This window comes from Xaviernesmea oryzae (assembly GCF_900109605.1).
In the GTDB taxonomy this organism is placed as follows: domain Bacteria; phylum Pseudomonadota; class Alphaproteobacteria; order Rhizobiales; family Rhizobiaceae; genus Xaviernesmea; species Xaviernesmea oryzae.
Map to the genome: position 1 here is coordinate 201,356 of NZ_FOAM01000001.1, position 19,776 is coordinate 221,131.

The 19,776-nt window shown below is 56.8% G+C and carries 14 protein-coding genes; 7 read left to right on the forward strand and 7 right to left on the reverse strand.

All coding sequences use genetic code 11. The annotated features are described in order from the left end of the window. Nucleotides 1-305: 305 nt before the first annotated feature. Nucleotides 306-1,235, reverse strand: coding sequence for a DMT family transporter (locus BMX61_RS00850; protein WP_092742168.1), 930 nt, complete (start codon nucleotides 1,233-1,235; stop codon nucleotides 306-308). A 644-nt stretch (nucleotides 1,236-1,879) separates the two neighbouring features. Between BMX61_RS00850 and BMX61_RS00855 the strand changes: the two genes are divergently transcribed. From BMX61_RS00855 to BMX61_RS00875, 5 genes are all read left to right on the forward strand, one after another. Continuing rightward, a complete protein-coding gene (locus tag BMX61_RS00855) occupies nucleotides 1,880-3,013 on the forward strand; it encodes a DUF475 domain-containing protein (RefSeq protein ID WP_075627327.1) in 1,134 nt (377 codons plus the stop codon). Nucleotides 3,014-3,410: 397 nt separating this feature from the next. Continuing rightward, nucleotides 3,411-3,842 carry a MerR family transcriptional regulator gene (locus BMX61_RS00860; protein WP_075627326.1) on the forward strand — a complete coding sequence of 144 codons (432 nt, stop codon included), beginning with the start codon at nucleotides 3,411-3,413 and terminating at the stop codon, nucleotides 3,840-3,842. Between the two features lie 298 nt (nucleotides 3,843-4,140). Next, a complete protein-coding gene (locus tag BMX61_RS00865; protein WP_170854882.1) occupies nucleotides 4,141-6,546 on the forward strand; it encodes a class I SAM-dependent methyltransferase in 2,406 nt (801 codons plus the stop codon). Further along, the gene (locus BMX61_RS24195) at nucleotides 6,525-6,878 is read left to right on the forward strand and encodes a hypothetical protein (RefSeq protein WP_139198847.1); all 354 of its coding nucleotides are present in this window, start codon (nucleotides 6,525-6,527) and stop codon (nucleotides 6,876-6,878) included. Before BMX61_RS00865 ends, BMX61_RS24195 begins: the two co-directional genes overlap by 22 nt. Nucleotides 6,879-7,052: 174 nt before the next feature. Beyond that, complete coding sequence (locus BMX61_RS00875; RefSeq protein ID WP_083639399.1) at nucleotides 7,053-9,608, forward strand: glycosyltransferase family 2 protein; 2,556 nt, start codon at nucleotides 7,053-7,055, stop codon at nucleotides 9,606-9,608. Between the two features lie 38 nt (nucleotides 9,609-9,646). On the opposite strand, the gene BMX61_RS00880 is transcribed toward BMX61_RS00875, so the two are convergent. From BMX61_RS00880 to BMX61_RS24200, 6 genes are all read right to left on the reverse strand, one after another. Next, on the reverse strand, nucleotides 9,647-10,960 hold the full coding sequence (locus BMX61_RS00880; protein WP_075627323.1) for a lipopolysaccharide biosynthesis protein: 1,314 nt from the start codon (nucleotides 10,958-10,960) through the stop codon (nucleotides 9,647-9,649). Between the two features lie 3 nt (nucleotides 10,961-10,963). Continuing rightward, entirely contained in the window at nucleotides 10,964-12,145 is a 1,182-nt protein-coding gene (locus tag BMX61_RS00885) for a glycosyltransferase (RefSeq protein ID WP_083639398.1), read from the reverse strand. After that, a complete protein-coding gene (locus BMX61_RS00890; protein ID WP_075627321.1) occupies nucleotides 12,142-13,350 on the reverse strand; it encodes a glycosyltransferase family 4 protein in 1,209 nt (402 codons plus the stop codon). The genes BMX61_RS00885 and BMX61_RS00890 overlap by 4 nt, the downstream gene beginning before the upstream one ends. Beyond that, the gene (locus tag BMX61_RS00895; RefSeq protein WP_075627320.1) at nucleotides 13,347-14,219 is read right to left on the reverse strand and encodes a glycosyltransferase family 2 protein; all 873 of its coding nucleotides are present in this window, start codon (nucleotides 14,217-14,219) and stop codon (nucleotides 13,347-13,349) included. Before BMX61_RS00895 ends, BMX61_RS00890 begins: the two co-directional genes overlap by 4 nt. A gap of 288 nt (nucleotides 14,220-14,507) precedes the next feature. Next, nucleotides 14,508-15,545 carry an acyltransferase family protein gene (locus BMX61_RS00900; protein ID WP_170854883.1) on the reverse strand — a complete coding sequence of 346 codons (1,038 nt, stop codon included), beginning with the start codon at nucleotides 15,543-15,545 and terminating at the stop codon, nucleotides 14,508-14,510. 230 nt (nucleotides 15,546-15,775) lie between these two features. Next, complete coding sequence (locus BMX61_RS24200; RefSeq protein ID WP_139198848.1) at nucleotides 15,776-16,156, reverse strand: hypothetical protein; 381 nt, start codon at nucleotides 16,154-16,156, stop codon at nucleotides 15,776-15,778. A gap of 27 nt (nucleotides 16,157-16,183) precedes the next feature. Here BMX61_RS24200 and BMX61_RS00905 point away from each other — a divergent pair, with 27 nt between their 5' ends. Together BMX61_RS00905 and BMX61_RS00910 are read left to right on the forward strand one after the other, a co-directional pair. Next, nucleotides 16,184-17,374, forward strand: a complete 1,191-nt coding sequence (locus BMX61_RS00905) for a hypothetical protein (RefSeq protein ID WP_139198849.1) — start codon at nucleotides 16,184-16,186, stop codon at nucleotides 17,372-17,374. Between the two features lie 209 nt (nucleotides 17,375-17,583). Further along, nucleotides 17,584-19,677: a calcium-binding protein gene (locus BMX61_RS00910; RefSeq protein WP_075627317.1), complete on the forward strand. Its 2,094-nt coding sequence runs from the start codon at nucleotides 17,584-17,586 to the stop codon at nucleotides 19,675-19,677. Nucleotides 19,678-19,776 lie beyond the last annotated feature (99 nt).

Sequence of the window (19,776 nt, forward strand, 5' to 3'; positions counted from 1 at the left end):
TCGGGGCCATGTCGTTCCTGCTCGTCTTGGGAGGGCTGGGCGCGTGCGATGCAGCAAGGCTTTACCAGCAAAAGCATAATAAAGCGTAGGCTCGTATAAGCGCAGTTTGTTCACATAGCGGGGCCAAAATCTCGCGAAATGTCGAATGTTTTGGCGCGGCGCCAAGGCAGGGCGCTCCCATAAACCGGTATGGCTGGCAATACAAGCTTCGCCTTGCAGACGGCTTTGCCGTCGTCAAGGATCGATATCGTCGGATTTTGTTGCAATGCAATGTGCGCGGAACCAGGCGCGCTGCCAATCAGATGTCAGAGAACTTCTGTTACCTGCGTTCTCTGCGCGGCGCGTTTCACCGTCTGCTCTCGGAAGAAGATGAACAGGCCGGACAGAACGATCAGAACGGCACCGATAACCGTGGTGGGCCGAGGCACGTCGCTGAAGATCAGCCAGCCGAACAGTACGGCCCAGAAGAGCAGGGTATATTGCAGCGGCACCACGGTGGCCGCATCGGCAAGCTTCAAGGAACGGTTGACGAAAATATGGGCGCAGAGCGCCACGATGCCGAGCAGGCCCAGCAGGCCGAGATTAACGGGCGAGACCGGGCTCCAGCTTTCGGGAAAGATGGCGAGGCCAACGGATGCGGATATCAGCGCGCTGACCACCTGCCAGGTGACAAGGGTGACATCGGGCGCCTCCCGCAGCTTGCGGCCGAGAACCACGGCGCCGCCATAGGCCAGGCTGCCGCCCAACGCCACCAGAGCCGGCAGCGAAAAAGAGGCGCTGGATGGATTGAGCGCGATGAGAACGCCGGAAAAGCCGACGAGAATCGCCAGCCATCGCCGCCAGCCAACCTTTTTGCCGAGCAGGAAAGGCGATGCGGCGGCGACATAGATCGGCACGGCCAGCCAATAGGTCATCGCATCGGCCAGGGGCATGAAGGCCACGCAATAATAAAACGCCAGCGCATCCACGGAGAAGAACAGCGCCCTGACGACATGCAGATAGGGTTGCTCGACCCGAACGAGGCGCCGCCAGCCCAGGCGCAGCATGAATGGCGAGAGGACGAGCAGCGCAGCAAGGCTGCGCACCGTCATGACCTGGAAGGCGGAATGGCTGGCGGCCAGCCATTTTCCCAAGACGTCGTTGAGGGAGAACATCAGCATGCCGGCCAACATGAAGGCAACGCCCATGCGCGCGCTGGTGGCGCTTTCCGGCATTCCGGTCATCTGCACGGCCATTGTCTCACACTCCTCCGCGGGCGGCCGTCTAAAGGTCCCGCCACGCCCATGCCGATCGCCGCGAATTCGGGATCGCCTTGGTCGACCGGCAAAGCCCTGACAGATTCACCCGTCGCGATCCAGTGGCCAAACACGATAGCTCTATCAAAGTTTTTTCAGTCTCACGCTCGGCTTGCGCAGGCGATAAGCTTGGCGCAGGCGGAATGAATGCGAGATTGGTCATCCATCGGCAGCGAACTTACGGATCGGATTTTATATCCGGACATTCCACCGGAAGAAAATACTTTTGGTTGCTCATTGAAGTGTGACAGCCGCCCGCAAGGTGCCTTCAGAGGCCTTGCGAAGGGTGGCAGGTTTCGAAATCCAGGGCACAAGGACTTGACCTTACCACGAACCTTGCTATTTGCTAAAGTGTCGCCCACGCTTGACACGTCGTATTCTCCGCGCGGGACGAAAAACTTGGTGCCGGGCCCCTCTGGCGAGAGTTACGGCGCTCTCGTGATGTCGGTACCGCCAGCGCAACAGCCGGCGGAATCTTGATCCAAGATGACCCCTGATTTTCCGATTCATGATCGGTGCGGCACTTCGCCGTGCCGTGTTTTTCTGCTGTCGCAATCGATCCACGCCATAAGGGAGGAGCAGGCATGACGCCGTCATCCTCCCAAACCTCGACGCTTGGCTACTTCAAGTGGTCCTTCATCGTCACGGTCATCGGCCTGGCGCTCGGCGTCTGGCTCGGCTGGAACACGAGCGGCACGCTCGGCGGCATGGCCACCGTGTTCTTCATCTGCACCGTGCTCGCGGTGCTGGAAATCTCGTTGTCCTTCGACAATGCGATCGTCAATGCCAACAAGCTCAAGGACATGACGCCGGTCTGGCAACAGCGGTTCCTCACCTGGGGCATCCTGATCGCCGTCTTCGGCATGCGCATCGTCTTCCCGCTGCTGATCGTGGTGATCGCAGCCGGCATTGGCCCGATCGACGCCGTGATTCTCGCGGCCGCCAGGCCGGATGAATATGCCCGCATCATGAATGACGCCCATCTGCCGATTGCGGCCTTCGGCGGCACCTTCCTGATGATGGTGGGGCTGAGCTATTTCTTCGATCCGGACAAGGACGTGCACTGGATCGAGTTCCTCGAGCGCCGGCTCTCGGCGGCGGCAGCCATCAAAGGCATCGAGATCGCCTTCGTGCTGATCCTGATCCTCGGCTTTTCCAGGCTTCTGGAGGGTGAGAATGTCTCGCTCTTCGTTCATTCCGCCCTGTATGGCCTGGTGACCTTCCTGATTGTCGAGGTGATCGGCGGCCTGCTGGATGCGTCGCAGAAAACCATGAGTGCCGCAGCCAAGGGCGGTCTCGGTGCCTTCATCTATCTGGAAGTGCTGGATGCCAGCTTCTCCTTCGATGGCGTCATCGGCGCCTTCGCGCTGACGCAGAATCTGTTCATCATCGCGATCGGCCTTGGCATCGGCGCCATGTATGTCCGCTCGATGACGATCATGCTGGTGGAAAAGGGCACGCTCGCCCATTACCGCTATCTGGAGCATGGCGCCTTCTATGCGATCCTGATCCTCTCGGTGATCATGTATGTGCAGACGCTGGTCCATATTCCCGAGGTGATCACCGGCCTTGGCGGCGCGGCCTTGATCGGCATCTCGCTCTGGTCGTCCATCCGCTACAACCGACAGAATGCGGGCGCTGACGCAGCCCATGGCCAGTCTCCGGGGCATGGGCATGCCCAAGGCGCTGTCGGCCACGCGGCCGAGATCAAGGCCTGATGGAGATCTGATCCGTCGTCATCGAGATGGCGAAGCTTATCGGGGCCGGCGGAGCGATCCGCCGGCCTCTTCTTATTCCGGCTGTTCTTGTCCCGAAAACTGGCAGAACAACTGTTCGCTGTTTCAGGCCACTGCCATAACAGGATTCAAGGCTTCGTGGAGGGCTGCAGAACATACGGCTTCTTGTGCTTATATCTTGCAGCGATGAGGATTAAGCGGACCATGATGCCGCTGCTCTGAGCATCGGGGAGAGACGTGGAGTATGCTCCTAGGCACTCAGTGCGAAGACCATATCCTTGGACGTCGCGTTGAAGGTGATTTCGGCAGGATGCTCCCGGCGTGACAGCGCTGTGCATTCTATCCATTGCGGGATTTTGGACAGGGGAAGGCAGGAATGATGGCGGGTGCGGGAACGATCGGGTGGCTCTCGAAACGCACGGGCGTGAAGATTCCGACCATCCGCTATTATGAGCAGGTCGGCCTGTTGCCTGAAGCCGAGCGTAGCGAGGCCGGCCAGCGCCTCTATGGCCATGACGAAGCCGACCGTCTGGCCTTCATCCGCCACGCGCGCGAACTGGGCTTCGACCTCAAGGCGATCCGCGCGCTGCTCTTGCTCCAGGACAGGCCGCAGCAGACCTGCCACGAGGCGGATGCCATCGCGCGGGCGCGGCTGACAGAGGTGGAGGATCGAATCGCCAAGCTGATGGCGCTGAAAACCGAACTCGAACGCATGGTTGCCGCCTGCGCCCATGGATCGGTGGCTGACTGCAAGGTGATCGAGACGCTGGCCGCAAAAAACCATACGCATGGACCGCTGGCTGAGGGGTAGGTCTTTGTAAACTTGTAGTGCTGCCTGTCGACTACCGATGGCACCTGACCTAATCGTCGATCATTTCGTGTGCAGAGGGGTAGCTTGTGGGTTCAAGCGATCGACATTGATTGGGCCGATGAAATTATAGCGAATCTCTTTGTCTTTTTTCGATCAGGGCAGGGCTTAAAGATGTTGACGGCGCATCTTTGATCGTACTTTATATTAATCTTATATGCCTTTTGTTGGTGCTCGGCTGAGGTCGCTTGCTTGCCTTGTCGCTTAGAAAAATATGTAAAACATGGGTGGAACTTGGACGATGGCTGACCGAAATGACCGTTCTTTAAAATTCGTCCATGACGTTCTCGTTGCTTGCGGTGCGCAGCCAGTTCTGGAAATTGCGACTGCGGCACCGGAGCTCCTGAACGGATTTCGCTCGCAGTCGATCATTGCCAACGCGATGACACTAGACGAATTGGAGCGTGCTGATGTCATTAGACACACTGATCTTGCCGTTGCCTATCACACATTCGACACTTTGGATGCCGCTCGCATCGAAAGGATCTTCGCCACGCTGGCAGATCTCGGTTTTCGCTACTTGGTCTTCCAGGTGGCCTTAGAGGCATGCGGACCGGATAGTACCGAAGCAAGACCGCGCAATTGGTGGGAAAATGCGCTATTCCGGGCCGGTTTCCGCAAGCATCCGCGCTCTTATCGTGTCCTTTCCTACTCCGATTTGGAGTGGGAGACCGAAAGTGGCACGCTGGTGATGGAAAAAGTGCCTGAACCCTCATTGACGGCCTATCTCTCGATCACACGCCTGATGGACGAGCGCGCGCTCTATGTGGATATGGCACGCGAAACGGGCCGTCACTCGGACGGGCATATGGTACGCTATGATCACGCAGCTGCTTTGGTTCGCCCAGGCGACATGGTGGTCGATGCCGCCTGTGGCCTTGGCTATGGCAGCGCTATGATCGCTGCTTGTTCGTCGGCATCCCGAGTCGTTGGCGTGGATGTGAGCGCTTCGGCGATCGATTACGCCAATCTGAATTACGGCGCGCCTGGGATCGAATTTCGGGCTGGTTCGGTTGACTCGTTTGCATGGCTTGAAGATGCGTCTGTCGATCTTTTCGTTTCCTTTGAAACTCTAGAACACGTTTCGTCGCCACGTGCCTTCCTGAAAGAAGTTGCACGGGTTTTAAAGCCGACAGGTCGTTTGCTCTTGAGCATCTCCAATCTTTCGGCCGATGAGACCAGCCAAGATTCCGATCATCTTCATGATCTATCGACGCTTATTGCAGAGGTAAGCCCTTTGCTGATCGTCGAGTGTGCTTTCGGCCAGACGGCAGGCGGCGGGCGCAAATTTCCTGAGGCAGCTCGCAGATTTTGGAAGTCAGAGGTTTCCAGTCCTCTTAGCGATGCCGAATGGATTATTTTAACGGCGATGAAGTCTCATGTCGATGAGCCACCAATCCCCTACCGCGAAACATCGTTCCCCATCTTCGACGATCCGAACTTCCATGTCACAGCTTTCGATCGCGATTACGCAAATCCCTGGATTTATAAAGGGTTGATTTCGATTCCTTGGCGCCTCCAGGATCCAAACGTTCGCAATTTGTATGCAAGGCAAACGGCTGAAAAAAATGAGTCCGATATTGACCGAGCAGCAGCGCTGACCGTCATCGGCTATAGTCTCCTTGCTCTTGAAGATCTTTCACCGCAGGCAGTTGATGATTTCAAGCGTGAAGTTCAGCCGCTCTTGATCAAGCTTGATGAGCGACCAATTTGTATACGCTGGAAAATTTCATTGAATTTCCTGCTGTCTCAAATGTGCATGATGATTGGACGCACAAATGATGCGGTGGCGCACTATCATGCTTGTATCGAAATCGATTCAAATATCTTCAGTCCGATTTTGGCAATCAAGACTGTGGAGGCTTGCTACAATCTCGGACTGATCGCGCTTCAGCAAGGCACGATGAGGGACGCCGGAAATTACTGGAAAAGGGGCATCAAACTGTGCAGGGAAGCACTCAATCATGATTGGCTGAATGTCATTGGCTCATCGGAGACCCCTCTTACCTTTGGCTTGCCTGAGCTATCGCTGCTGCTTGATCTGGCAAGCCGCTGTGCATTCGCACTTGATGCTTTGCCTTGGCATGTAACTCGGCCCGGCTATGTCTACACTCAGATGTCGTTAGATTGGACAAGCGTTCGTCGCCACCAAGCCCTTGCGCATGAAATGGACAACAAAAAAACCGCTGTTCGCTTGACTGAAGCGAGCCGTGAACGGCAAGAATTGTTTGATATTGCGGAAGAGCGTCTAACCGAGATGCAGCGTCTGGCCCGTGAGCATCGCGAGCTTTTCGAGGTTGCCGAAGAGCGTCTATTGGAAATGCATCGCCTCAGTCGGGAGCGTCAAGAGCTTTTCGATGTTGCAGAGGAGCGACTGGCGCAAACGCATCGTCTAAGTCGCGAGCGTCAAGAGCTGTATGATGTTGCTGAAGGACGCCTTGCAGAGGTTCATCGTCTTGCGCGCGAGCGGCAGGAATTTTTCGATGTTGCGGAGGAACGGTTGGCGGAAACGCATCGTCTAAGCCGCGAGCGTCAAGAGCTGTATGATTTGCTGAAGGACGCCTTGCAGAGGTTCATCGTCTTGCGCGTGAGCGTCAAGAGCTTTTCGATGTTGCAGAGGAACGGTTGGCGGAAACGCATCGTCTAGGCCGCGAGCGTCAAGAGCTGTATGATGTTGCTGAAGGACGCCTTGCAGAGGTTCAACGACTCGGCAGGGAGCGTCAGGAACTTTATGATGTTGCTGAAGAACGTCTTGCAGAGATGCAGCGCTTAGCGCGGGAGCATCGCGAACTTTTTCTTTTGGCCGAGAGCCGCTTATCGGAGCTTGAGCGTTTACGGAAAGAGCGCGAGGAGCTGATCACGCTTTCCGAACAAAGGCTTGCTTTCATGCAGCAGAATGAGAAGGCAAGATACCAGGCTGAACTTCAACGAGACAAGCTTATTCAACAGCTCGACACGTTGCGGAAGCTTACTCAATGACTGTTTGCCAGTTGAGCGAACTCAAGCGAGTCGGTGGTCAAGGCCTACGTCTTGATGAGCGTTTTGGATCGTTCATCCAGATAATCTGAAGTTCGCACTGGGCCTTGACGGGCGCGCTATTCGGCGATCAGAGCTGAAGATAACGTCTTGCAAGTCGAGGATCGATTTTGAACCATGAGTTCAACGAAGACTTTTCAGGCCTGGGTTGAATTGGCTGATAATGCGCGTGATTCAGAGTGCTGGCTTGATGCCGCGCGCTTTTATGCACGAGCGCTTCTCGCGGACGGAACGGCCACGGCTATCTGGGTCCAATACGGCCATATGCTGAAAGAAGCAGACCTTTTTGATCATGCCGTTGCTGCTTATCAATATGCCATCAAAAGCGATGGCACGGCCTTTGAACCGAGACTTCACCTGGGCCACCTACTAAAGCGCCTGGGTAGGACCAAAGATGCAATTGCGGCATTCGAGGACTTGGGCCGCCTTCCAGATTCTCCACCCATCGGCCAGGAAATTGCTGCCTTGCGAGCTGCTGCGGAGCAGTCCGTCACACGTGCCTGCGATCCAATTCAGCAGTTCGCGCTTTCGGCGGAGGACAAGTCGCTTTTTACATCCCTGTTTCAGGAGGAGCGTGCGCGCCCGGGGGAAGCTCTCGGCCGACCATCCCCCGCGCCGAAACAGATGCTAAATCGGTTGTTCAAACGGCGTGTGATGTCGCATCTGCAGCCAAAAGCGCATGTTGTTATCCGTGAAGGAAAGTTCCATGCTACAAGTGAGGATCCTCAGTTCGATGTAGTCTCTCGCAAAGGTAGAGTATCAACTGGCTGGTATATTTGTCACGTTGAGATCAACGCAAATTTGCCTCTCATTGAGCCCATTTTATATGTTGAAACAGCGCCTCGTTGGTCGTCTTTTCAAGTCCATCGGCTAGAGCTAGAAGAAGATGGCAGCTTCAAAGTGCTATTTTATCTTGATCGACCGCCGTTACGTATGCGCTTTGATCCTTTCACGGGACAAGGCGCTTTTTCGGTGCCGCGTTTTTCGATTCGGCCTCTCTCTTGGGGACGAGCCTTGCGAGAGGTGCTGCGTTTAAATCCGGAAAAGGCTCGTAATGCACTTATGGCAGCCTTTAGACATCGAAATGTTCACCAATTAGGACGGTCTTTGTCCGAGCTTGTTGCCTATCCAGGCCTGTCTGCATACGAGCACTGGCGCCTGAGGCATGAAAACGCTTCGATTGGGCAATCTCCGGGCCAGTCCCCATGCATCGATTTGCTCATCATGCAACCGTACCCATCAAAACATCTGGATGCCACACTTCAGTCGCTGGAAAAAAGTCCGATCTGGAATGTCAATTCATCTTTTGAGGCCCTTAAAGAAGGCAATAATCTGCCTTTTGTCCTTGTGACGAAGGCAGGCGAATATGTTGCAGAGGGTGCAGCCGAGCGCTTCATCGCGGCCCTTACGTCAGATCCACTGGTGGACCTGATTTACGGCGATGACGATGACCTCGACAAAGCGGGTCGTCGTCAAAATCCACGCTTCAAGCCAGATTGGAACAAGGATTTCTTCCTCGCGGCCAATTTCATTGGCAATACTTTCGTCGTGCGCCGTACATTGTTAATGAAGGCGCTTGATGCTGGGCCCTGTCATTTGCCCGGCGAACTTCTTCAGCGTCTCGTTATGCACGCACCGACGCCACGGCTGCTGCACCTTCCATTTATTCTGAGCCATCGTCGGCCAGAAGTGCCGGCCGACGCGACAGATGAACTGGCGCCCATTCTATGGAGCGACGAAGAGGCGCGTTCGCTCAGTGCCGGATTGCAGAGGCAAATCCCTGGAATTTCGATTAGCCGGTCGAACCATGGCTTGCTTCATGTTGTTTGGCCGCTTCCGTCAAGACCGCCATTGGTAAGCTTGATCATTCCGACACGTGACCACGTGGATCTTTTGCAAAGCTGCCTTCTATCTATTCGAACCAAGACGGACTATCCCAATCTTCAGTTTATCGTCGTCGATAATGGCAGCACGGACACAGCGGCACTGCGCTATCTCGAGTCACTTCGTCAGGAACCCGACGTCAAGGTCCTGAGCGCCCCGGGACCATTCAACTTCTCGCGCCTGAACAATCTGGCCGTCAACAGTGCGGATGGCGCCGTCATCGGTCTGGTGAACAATGATATCATCGCCTTAGAGCCTGGGTGGCTGCGGGAAATGGTTTCACATGCCATCCGGCCAGATGTCGGCGCCGTTGGTGCGCGTCTTCTTTATCAAAATGGCTTAATTCAACATGCAGGAATGGTCTGCGGCATCGGCCTTTTAACAGGCCATCCCCATAAGTTCCGCCGCTCGGACGAGAGTGGCTATATGGGACGGATCATGGCAACGCAGACGCTTTCCGCCGTAACAGGAGCATGTCTTGTAGTCGAAAAAGCAAAATATCTATCTGTGGGCGGCTTGGATGAGGATCACCTTCCCGTGGCCTTCAACGACGTGGATCTCTGTCTGAAACTTGGTGAAGCGGGATACCGGACGATCTATACGCCTTATGCGACCTTGTACCACCTCGAAAGCATCTCCCGCGGTTTCGATACCACAAGAATAAAAGCTGAGGCCTATAAACGTGAAGCTGATTTCATGGCCCGGAAATGGAACGTGCGTGTCGTGAATGATCCGTTCTATAATCCCAATCTAACGCGCGTTCGTGAGGATTTTTCCTATGCCGACTGAAGGCCGTATTGCCTTTGATGGATGTGCACGCGATCTTCTTATCTAAGTCCGCCCAATAGCCTCTTGATATCGCCCGGCGTGGGATAGAGCCGGCCGACCGGCATCGACAGGACTCTCGGAATGAGCATCAGCAGCGCGGCGCAGCGCAAGAGGGAGCAGGCTGCGAGCACGGCGGCCGCGCCGGTCAGGCCGTAGATCGGTGCAAAAACGGCGATCCCCAGGACATAGCCAAGGGTGTAGAGGCCCTGGAGTGCCGATGTCAGGCCAGGGCGCCCTACAGCGACGAACAATTGGGATGTAATCTGCGAGAGCAGGCTTATTGCGGCTTCGAGCGCCAGAATCCGAAAGACGATCACGGCAGCGCCGAAGGCGGGGCCATAGACGATGGTGAGCGCCAGACGGTCCACCAGGAGCAGAAACAGCAACGTTACCGCCATCAGCACGACTCCGGCGCGGAAGACCAGGTCATGAATCGCCTTGGCATGCTGATGGTCGCCACCAAGCATGCGGGAATACATCAAGGTCGATAGCAGCGCGCTTGGAATCATGATCAGGCGGGAGAAGCTGAAGGTGACCGTATAGATACCCAGCGCCTCGGCTGAAACGAGGGGCACCAGAACCAGCTTGTCGGCAAAGCCGGCAAGGCCGGCCGAGAGATCGGCGGGCGCGGCCCTTAAGCTGAAGCTGAAGAGTTTTCCGATTTTCGGTCCTAGCTTGCTATCCTTTGGAGGCCAGGTTTTGCGCACCAGCGGCAGGATCAGAATTGTACCCAGCAGAGACGCGCTGAAAAGCGACAGAATCGCATTGCGCGCTGTTGGCGCGACATAAAGAAACAGACAAAGAGCCGGCAGGAACAGGATTTGCGGCAGGATAGTCGCGAAATTGAAGCTCGAAAAATCGCCGCGCGCCACGAAGAGATTCTTGAAAAGCATATGTGCCGCATTCGAAAACGCGAGCGGGATCATCAGGAACGACAGAAGAAGCGCCGAACGCTCGTAATGCTGCATCGTCAGCGGGATCAGCGCGCTGGCAATAAGGGAAACGATCGCCGTTTGCGCGAGCACGATCAAAGCCGTCTGGATGGCCACCGCGCGGCGGCTATTGCTTTCCTGCGAGGATGCATAGATCAGCGCATTGCCCGTGCCGGCAACGCCGAAGGTCGCGATCAGCATCGGCCAGAGCGTGACGGCCGCATAGACGCCCCTTCCATCCGGCCCCAGCATGCGCGCCGTGACGATGCCTGTCGCCAAATTAAGCGCCGTCAGTCCGATCTGGCCACCAAGCGTCATGATGAGATGGCGCATGTTGCCGCGACGCACCAGGCGAGACCATGTGCTGGAAATCAGGGACATGGTCTAGCGGAAATCCATCACATTTCCGGAGACGGCGCGAATGTGATGGTTTGCCTGTACGCCGTTCTGCAACGTCAAGGGAAATTGCACCAGCTTCTTTCGTTCCGCACGGCATGACACCACGAGATCGAGGATCTTGCGCGCGAAATGGCTGCTGTCAAAGTTGGCGGCATGGTCGCGAATGCGGGCGCTGTCATAGTGCGACGGATCGAAATTGCGCATGGCGTCCGCCACGCTCTCCGGCGTTTGATGGTCAAAAAATGCGCCGGTCACCCCTTCGACCACCGTGTCGAGCACGCCGCCATGGCGATAGGCGATCACGGGCCGGCCGGACGCCATGGCCTCAAGCGGCGTAATGCCGAAATCTTCGGAGGAAGGAAGAATGAAGGCGCGGCAATTGGCATAGAGATCGGCTTTGGCCTGGCCATCGACCCGACCGGCGAATGTGACGGTCGGTCCCGCGATCTTGCGCAGGCTGGCCAGTTCACGACCGCTGCCGGCCACGACGAGGGGCAGGCCGAGGTCTGTTGCGGCGCGCACCACGATGTCCGCCCGCTTCCAGCCGACGAGGCGCATCAAGAGCAGAAAATAGTCGCCTTTGCCTTCGCCGACATGAAACTCGTTGAGATCGACCGGCGGGGGAATGATCACGCTGTCAAAGCCGTAGGATTTGTGAATCCGGCGGGTAATCAGGTTGCTGGTGCTGATCCACTGATCGACATTGCCGGCCGAAGAGCGATCGAGCGCCTTCATGATCGGGATCGTCGCGCCGATCAACATCTGCTTGAGCCAGCCGAAACCTTCATTGTTGGCGTAGCGATGATAATCCCACATGAAGCGTGCCGGGGAGTGGCAATAGCACAAATGCACCGCATCTTCTGTCGTGTGAATATGATGCGCGAAGCTGAAGCTGCTGCTGATCACCACATCATAGGCACTCAGATCAATCGACTGCATGGCGAAGGGATAGATGGGAAACAGCGCGCGATAGCCCTTGCGGGCAAAAGGAACCCGATCCATCCACGTCGTGCGGATATCCCAGCTCTGAAACGAGGAGGGAAAGGCACCGGGATTATAGATCGGCGCGAAGACGGGCGCCTCTGGAAAGAGCTTGTGCAGCTCTTCGAGCACTTTTTCCGCGCCGCCATAAGCAACCAGCGCATCGTGAACGAGGGCCACTCTCATTGTTTCGCCGTTCTCTCGAAGTTATGGATGATGCGCGCGTAAAGCTCGGCAAACCGGTTTCGGAAGCTCGCCCCGGAAAAGCGTTGCGCCGCATCTTCAGCGGCAAGACGGGGCATGTTCGGATAGCGCCCTTCCAGGATCGACGTGATCGCCTCGCTGAGCGCATCCGCCTGTCCTGGCGGAACGATCAGGCCGGTGACGCCGTCATTGATCACCTCGCGCGCGCCGCCGACCTCGCTGGCGATGGTGGGGCGGCCAAGTGTCAGCGACTCCAAAAGCACCATGCTCAGCGATTCATGGGCGACCGACGTGAGGGTCACCACATCCATCGCCCGCATCCAGGCAGAGACGTTGGCCTGGAAGCCGGCAAAGGTGACGCGCCCGCGCAGACCTTCGCTTTCGGCCATGGCCACCAGCCGCCGGTGATAGGCCTGCTTGTCAGCCAGCGCCAAAGGTCCGACGATCCAGAAATGGGCTGTGGGATAGCGCGCGGCCAGCTTAGCTGCGGCTTCCAGAAAGACATGCTGGCCCTTGCGCGGCTCGATCACGCCGAAGACGCCGATATGAGGACCGGGTCCGGTCACCTCCGGCGGCAAAGCCGGGTCGACTGTCCCAAAGTCGGCACTGATGCCGTTGTGCTGGATGGAGACGATGGCCGGATCGGGCCGGACAATGTCGTTCAGCAAGTCGCGCCCCGCGCCCGAAACGCAGGCATAGGCACTGATCCAAGGCGCAACCCGCCTCAGCGTCCACCGATAAAGCGGCTTGGCCGGGCGAATTTCGTGCACGTGCAGGAGCAGTGGGATTCCAAGCGACTTGGACGCCCGGCGGGCATACCAGGCGCCGATGGGATGGTGCACATGGATCAGCTTCGCATCGACGCGGCATGCAAAGGCCTCGATCTGGCGCGAGCCGGCCGCCAGGGCTTTGGCATAGCGGATGATGGCCAGGGGATTGTAGGTGGCGCGGGACCGGTCGATCGTCAGCGCTTCACTGACGATGCCGAGCCGCTCGGCCGAAGCAATCAATTCTCCACCGCCAGGACAGGCCAGTGCGCCGCGAAAGCCGGCATGCTCCATCTCGCGCGCAAGCGTGAGGATGACGCGTTCGACGCCGCCGATATAGCCGACTCGATTGACGTGGAGGATCGAGCGCATAGGCAGGGCCTTCGCGCCGGCGCGCGGGCTTTCGGCCGCAATCGTCATGCCGCCCTCCGCACTGCCGCAGGATAGATATCGGCCGGCGGATGGATCTGCGGCACAATCATGCGCGCCTCCCAGGCCTTCGCATGCCGTAGAAACTCCGCGAAGGCATGGAGCCCGGCCCAGATAAAGCCCCTGATGCCGACACGATAGCTGCCGCATGCCAGATAGATCCAGGCGAAGCGCAGCAACGGCTTTACCGCCATGCCGAAGAGGATCTTGCGCGTGCTCGCTTGAGACGCGATCAGGCCGCCTTCGAGATCCGCGTTGCGGTTCAAGGTATCCAGCTGCTTGCCGATGGTGTAATTGCGCCAGTGGAGCATCCGGCCGGCAAGCGGGATCGTCCTGCCGGGACAGACGATTTCCTCATGAACGATCAGCGTCGGGTTCCAGTCGCTGAAGAGCCTGTTGTAAAGCCGCACGAAGCTTTCCGCCTTACTCCTGCGACGCATGGACGGCATGATCCGCCCGAGAAATTCTTCATCGCGACGAATGACGTAGCCATCCTGCGGATCGGGCTGGGCGGACATGGCCGCACAGATCGACATGGCGAGGTCGTCCATGACGATTTCATCGGCATCCAGAGAGAAGATCCAGTTATTGCGCGCGGCCTTGACGCCCACCTGCTTCTGCGCCACGAAACCAAGCCAGGGTTGAACGATCACCGTCGCGCCGGCCTGCTGCGCCAGGGTCACGGTCTTGTCCGTGCTCTCGGAATCCACGACGATGACCTCGTCGGCCCAGTGCACGCTGCTGATCGCCCGCTCGATCACTTGCTCTTCGTTTCTGGCAAGAATAACGACGGTGACTGCGGCGGCCATGTTTTTCTCTTCAACATGCTGGCGCAATCCATGCCATGCCAGCGTCTTCATCTTGACGCTCCGTCTATACTCCGTTCATATTAAATATCAATGATATAAATTAGTAAAAAAGGCTTTTATCACGGATAAAGTGCCGCGGGATATCCTAAGGTTGCAACTGCTGACGGCTTGCTTGTGAAAAAAGGACTGCGTGACGACAAAGTCCGAGCTATCCGGTCCGTCCCGTGCAGCATCGATGTCATTGAGGGTAAGGCTGTGCCCGCAGCCAGTCATCTTCTTCGCCGCTCATGAGGCCGGACGTCGTGCCTGTCGCGGCGAAAGGCCCCGAGGCAGTCAGCCTTATCCAGCCGCGGAGGTGACCGGCGAGACTTTCTCCTGCAAGGAGAGCCGGGCCCGCGGCTTTAATAATCTCGTGATGGGCACTTCGATGAAGGCGTAGACCAGCACGCCGACGATGATGGCAAGGGTAACGCTGACGAGCACGAACATAAGACCTCTGGGAAGGTTGAGGATCCGTGCGGCGATCTCGAAGACCTTCAGCGAGAAAAATTGCGAAAGATAGAGCGAATAGGATGCCGCACCGAGATATTCCACGATGGGGAGCCGCATAGGAGAACCCTTCGCGAAAACGCTGCCGCAAAACAGCATCGCAGCTGGAATGCCCCAGAAGATGACGCGGCTCTGCTCGGAGAAATAAGGCTGCAGCAGAAGGAGACTTAAAAGAGCCAGAGCGCTTAAGGACAGACATAGGCGCCCGTCCAGCCGGACTCCCTTTCGATAAAGCGCGCCGAAGAGAAGACCAAGCAGGAATTCCAAAAGCAGGGAATGCGTATAGAAACCGGCAATTCCTGGCGGATGGGCGATCAACCCGATCGCGACAAGCCCTCCGATCGTCACTGCAAGATTGGGGATCTGTGCCCGCTTCGGCAAAAGAAGCGACAGGCCGAACAGAAGATAAAAGAACATCTCATAATTCAGCGTCCATCCGGGCACCACGATCGGCCAGAAAAGATCAGGTCGGCTGGGGTCTGGGTGAGCGACGAAGAGATAGGATGAAAGAATGTGCTGCCATGTCGAAGGATGATTGGTCAATTGCGGCGCAGCTACGAAAATTGCGACCGCAAGAGAGGTGGCAAGCCAGTAAAGCGGCACGACGCGTATGAGCCTTGCCTTGTAGAAAGCAGCGGTACCGATCTGTCGGTCAACCGTGCTGAGATACATGACGAAGCCGCTGATGATGAAGAAGAGATCGACCCCGGCGGCGCCGATCTTGACCTTCTCCTGCAACACGACATCCAAGGTCGTGTAGCCAAATGCATGGAAAAAGATGACGCCAAAGGCGGCGAGCGCCCGGAGATATTGGACTTGAACGACCACCAACACGTCCTCGTTGCGGTATCATTTTACATATTATAATCATTATATAAATAAAACACATATGTCACACCGTTTTCCGTCATTGCTGATGCGCGGGCTTGGAATAGCCGGCCGGCAGCTTGCTGCAGGGCAATCTCGGCCGCTTCCAAAATGCATGGCCGCGCAACCGATTTGGGGTTTCGCAGACCATCAGACTATGCGAATGCTATTTATAAGGCATCCTGAAAACTTCAGATCCCTGATTGACAGAAATCATCGCGCTGAGAGCTGGTCGAGGTAAAGAGGCCCCGCGAGTGTGCGGAACGTGAAAAACGAAAGAAGAGGCAAGTGTCAAGGCGGGATGTTTCTCCGCTTCCCGGCTCCGAAAAACGAACGGCAATCATCATCACGGGTTTTGCGTGACCTTCGCCCTCATATATGGCTCCCTTCTTCTTATCGGCCTTGCACTCTTCTCGGGCGTGGCGGTTGGTGCGCTGCAGATCGTCTTTCTCGCCTGGATATTCCTGTCCGCTGGTTTTCTGTGCCTTCAGAAAAAAGTATCCGACTATGTCGTTCTGACAGCGGTCGTGTTTTCCGTCGCGCCCTTTTTCCGCCGGCTGCATGACGTCCATGCCGGGTACCAGGACGTCAGCCTGATCATGCTCGGGCCTTATCTGGCCATGCTCTGTGCCATTCCTCTTGCGGCGATGACGTTCCGCAATCGTGCCACGACCTGGCTCTTCGTCGCGCTATTTGCCAGCTGCCTCTATGGCTTCCTGTTCGCGGTGGGCAATGACCGGCTGGTGGCTGGCGGTTTCGACGTTTTGCGCTGGATGCTGCCGCCTATGGTGGCCCTGGCGATCTTTCAAAATCCAGAGCATCAAAAATCACTGCGCTGGAAGCTCGTGCTGTTCGCCTTCCTCTTTGCTGTCGCGACATCGCTTTACGGCCTTTATCAGTATATTTTCGTACCGCGATGGGATGCCGAATGGATGATTTATTCCAATATGGAATCCATCGGAAAGCCGCGGCCCTATGAGGTGCGGGTCTTCAGCACGCTCAATTCGCCCGGCTCCTATTCCCTTATTTTGACCGTCAATCTCTTGCTCCTGGCGGGACGTGGCGGGATCATCTGCCTGCTTGCCATCGCGGTCGGCGCTCTTGGTCTTGGCTTGACAATCGTGCGCTCCGCTTGGATCGCGGCTGCTCTTGGGCTCATCTTCATCGCCTTGGCGGGGCGCTGGCAGGCGCGGGCAAGCTTGGCGACTTTGCTGGTGGTGAGCATTTTCGCCATTCCGCCTATTTTGCTCGCGACCGGAACCGAGACCTATATCGGCGATCGATTCCGAACCCTCTTCGATCTCCAGAGCGACGTCAGCTTCAACGACAGATCGAACGGTTATGACCGCCTGCTCAATCAGTTGAACGACAATGTCTTTGGAACCGGTCTTGCGGTGAACGGCGCTATCGCTGCCCATTCGAGCGAGGGAACGACGGTCGTCATCGACGGTGGCCCGATCGAGATTTTCTATGCCTTGGGTCTCGCCTTCGGGCTTGTCTATCTGCTGGCGCTCGGCGTGCTGTCGATGCGCGCATTCTTCAACGGTGACCGTGGGCTGGCCGGGCCAAGAGCAGCTATTCTCTGCACGCTCGCCTTGCTGACATCTGGCACGACGACTGTCGGTGAGGTCGGCTTCTTCTTCTGGATCTGCCTGGGCATGTCGCTTCCGCCGGCAATCGCTACGAGGCGAAAAACTCTCAGCATGCGAGACCCAAGCTCTGTGAGTTATGAGATGCAAGCCAATCCCGGTAGTGCCGGCACGCACTCTGTGCCGGCCGGCGCGTCTTGATCGCTTGTCGAGATCGATGTCTTTGGTTTCACAACAGCTGGCATTTCATAGGCCAAGGAAAAGGTCCGACGCATGATTTCCTCGGTAAATAACAACATGTAAAAATCGAAGTTAAAATCTTAAGGAATAGCTTAAATTCGATGAAATACGTTTGCGTCATGATCGTACCTGTCTTGTTTTTCATATTTGAAAATACAAAAGGAAACGATATGGGCGCGAATGATGTTGTTGCGGTGCAGGCATCGGCTTTCACGAGTTCGATTGGCGTCAATACACACCTGTCGTGGCAGAATACCGCTTACGCCGATTCGAAGCTCGTCGGCAAAGCCCTGGACTATATCGGCATCAAAAACGTTCGCGACATCGTCGCCCCGTGGTCGCAGGAGGCGATGAAGACGCTCGCCGCTACCGGGACGAAATTCGATATTTGCATTGGCGCGAATCTCGCGCTCGACAGCCAAAAGAGCCTGATCCAGTCCATGCAGGATTCGATACGCTATGTCGAGGGGCCGAACGAGGTCGACAATTGGCCTGTGCACTATCAGGGCGAGACCGGTTTCAAAGCCGCGCGCGACCTGATGGCCGATATTCGCGCCTGGATCGACTCAGATCAGTTCAAGGAAAGCCCGGCGCTTCTCCAGCTCACATTCGGTAAAGCCGAGTCTTGGAAAAGCTTTGGAGAGCTGGCAGGTGTTGCCGACCTCGGAAATATTCACAGTTACGCAGCCTATGGCTGGAACCCCGGCCAAGTTCTTGCCGATCACATCCGCAATGCGGAACGCGTCAGCGGCGATGTGCCTGTTGTCTCGACGGAGGCCGGCTATCATACCGCAATCGGTTCCACCGCGTGGACCGGTGTGTCCGAGGACGTCCAGGCGAAATATACGCTCAATCTGCTGTTGGAAAACTACAAGGCCGGTGTCGCATCGACCTATCTCTACGAATTGCTCGACGGAAACACGAACGGCGACAACACCAATCCGGAGCTGCATTTCGGTCTCTTCCACACGGATGGCACCGCCAAAATCGCGGCAACCGCGCTCCACAACATGAACGAGATCCTGAAAAGCGACTATCAGGGACCCGCGCAGAGCTTGACCTATACGCTCACGGGCATGCCTGTGACGGCCGACAGCCTGCTAATGCAAAAGTCCGCCTCCGACTTCGTCCTGGGGATTTGGGACGATGTCAACAACTGGGACATGGCGGCATCCAAGGCAATCTCCCATCCGGCAACGCAGGTCCAGATGGACCTGTCGAACTGGGCAGGGATGGTCAAAGTCTATGATCCGCTCGTCTCGGGCACCGATCCGATCAAGACCTTTTACGCCACCGGCTCCTTTTCGCTCGATGTCGAGGACCATGCGACTTTCGTCGAGCTCGACACGTCGCAGATGGGGAGCAATCAGGGCGAAACGATTTATGGCCGGCAAGATGCGAGTTCGGTTACCGCGCTGGGCGGCGACGACCGGATCTATGCCGATGCAGCCAATCTTTACATCGACGCCGGTAACGGGAATGACTGGATCAAAGGAAGCGACAGCAGCACCACCTTCCTCGATGGCAACGGCAATGATGTGGTGTTCGCCGGCAAGGGCAATGACACGATCATCGCCAGCCAAGGCAATGACTATTATGATGGCGGCGCTGGTACGGACACGCTGTCATTTGCCTGGACGACAAAGGGTGTGAAGGTCGATCTGCGGCAGACCAAGGGAAGCGCACAAGGCAACGAAACCGGCACGGACCAGCTCGTTTCCATCGAGAACGTCACCGGCGGCGCGGGCAATGATACGCTTTACGGCAATAAGTTCGACAATGTCCTGATCGGCGGCACTGGCGATGACATTCTGGCCGGCAATGGCGGCTTTGACACGCTGACAGGGGGCGCAGGACGCGACACCTTCGTCTTCGGCAATGTCAGGGGCAAAACCGTCGTCACGGATTTCTCGGCTTCGGACGACCGACTGCAGTTCGATCAGGGGCTCTTCGTCAATGGTGCTGCGGCATTGCGGGCAAGCAAGCAGATCGGTTCCGACGTCGTCATCCAGAAGTGGGACACGTCCATCGTCCTCCAAAATACGAACCTGTCGGATTTGAAGGCCATGCTCGTGCCGCGCTATCGCGCATCGGAAAAAAGCAAGGTTGCCGATGTGTACAAAACGAGCTCTTTCGGCAACAAAGATTACGCTGCGCTCTCAAGCCCGACGGCAAAAGATCATATCGGTGGCCACGACGTCGTTTCCCATCTCCCGACCTCGTCAGCTCATCATCTTTACAACGGATTAGACTTCTTCCTATGAGGGGGTCTGGGATGGGTCTTGCGCCTTTAGTTTTCTCGCCCAGCGCCGTCTCTTGTTTGCGTGACCAAGCGTGGCTGAGCTCGCGGCCCCATCACCTTG

Bases quoted from the DNA above. Each gene is read 5' to 3' on its own strand.
- BMX61_RS00850 (WP_092742168.1), bottom strand. From the start codon at position 1,235: ATGGCCGTGCAGATGACCGGAATGCCGGAAAGCGCCACCAGCGCGCGC.
- BMX61_RS00855 (WP_075627327.1), top strand. From the start codon at position 1,880: ATGACGCCGTCATCCTCCCAAACCTCGACGCTTGGCTACTTCAAGTGG.
- BMX61_RS00860 (WP_075627326.1), top strand. From the start codon at position 3,411: ATGGCGGGTGCGGGAACGATCGGGTGGCTCTCGAAACGCACGGGCGTG.
- BMX61_RS00865 (WP_170854882.1), top strand. From the start codon at position 4,141: ATGGCTGACCGAAATGACCGTTCTTTAAAATTCGTCCATGACGTTCTC.
- BMX61_RS00875 (WP_083639399.1), top strand. From the start codon at position 7,053: ATGAGTTCAACGAAGACTTTTCAGGCCTGGGTTGAATTGGCTGATAAT.
- BMX61_RS00880 (WP_075627323.1), bottom strand. From the start codon at position 10,960: ATGTCCCTGATTTCCAGCACATGGTCTCGCCTGGTGCGTCGCGGCAAC.
- BMX61_RS00885 (WP_083639398.1), bottom strand. From the start codon at position 12,145: ATGAGAGTGGCCCTCGTTCACGATGCGCTGGTTGCTTATGGCGGCGCG.
- BMX61_RS00890 (WP_075627321.1), bottom strand. From the start codon at position 13,350: ATGACGATTGCGGCCGAAAGCCCGCGCGCCGGCGCGAAGGCCCTGCCT.
- BMX61_RS00895 (WP_075627320.1), bottom strand. From the start codon at position 14,219: ATGAAGACGCTGGCATGGCATGGATTGCGCCAGCATGTTGAAGAGAAA.
- BMX61_RS24200 (WP_139198848.1), bottom strand. From the start codon at position 16,156: ATGGACGTCATGCAGCCGGCGGAAAAAGGGCGCGACGGAAAACACGAC.
- BMX61_RS00905 (WP_139198849.1), top strand. From the start codon at position 16,184: ATGCTCGGGCCTTATCTGGCCATGCTCTGTGCCATTCCTCTTGCGGCG.
- BMX61_RS00910 (WP_075627317.1), top strand. From the start codon at position 17,584: ATGGGCGCGAATGATGTTGTTGCGGTGCAGGCATCGGCTTTCACGAGT.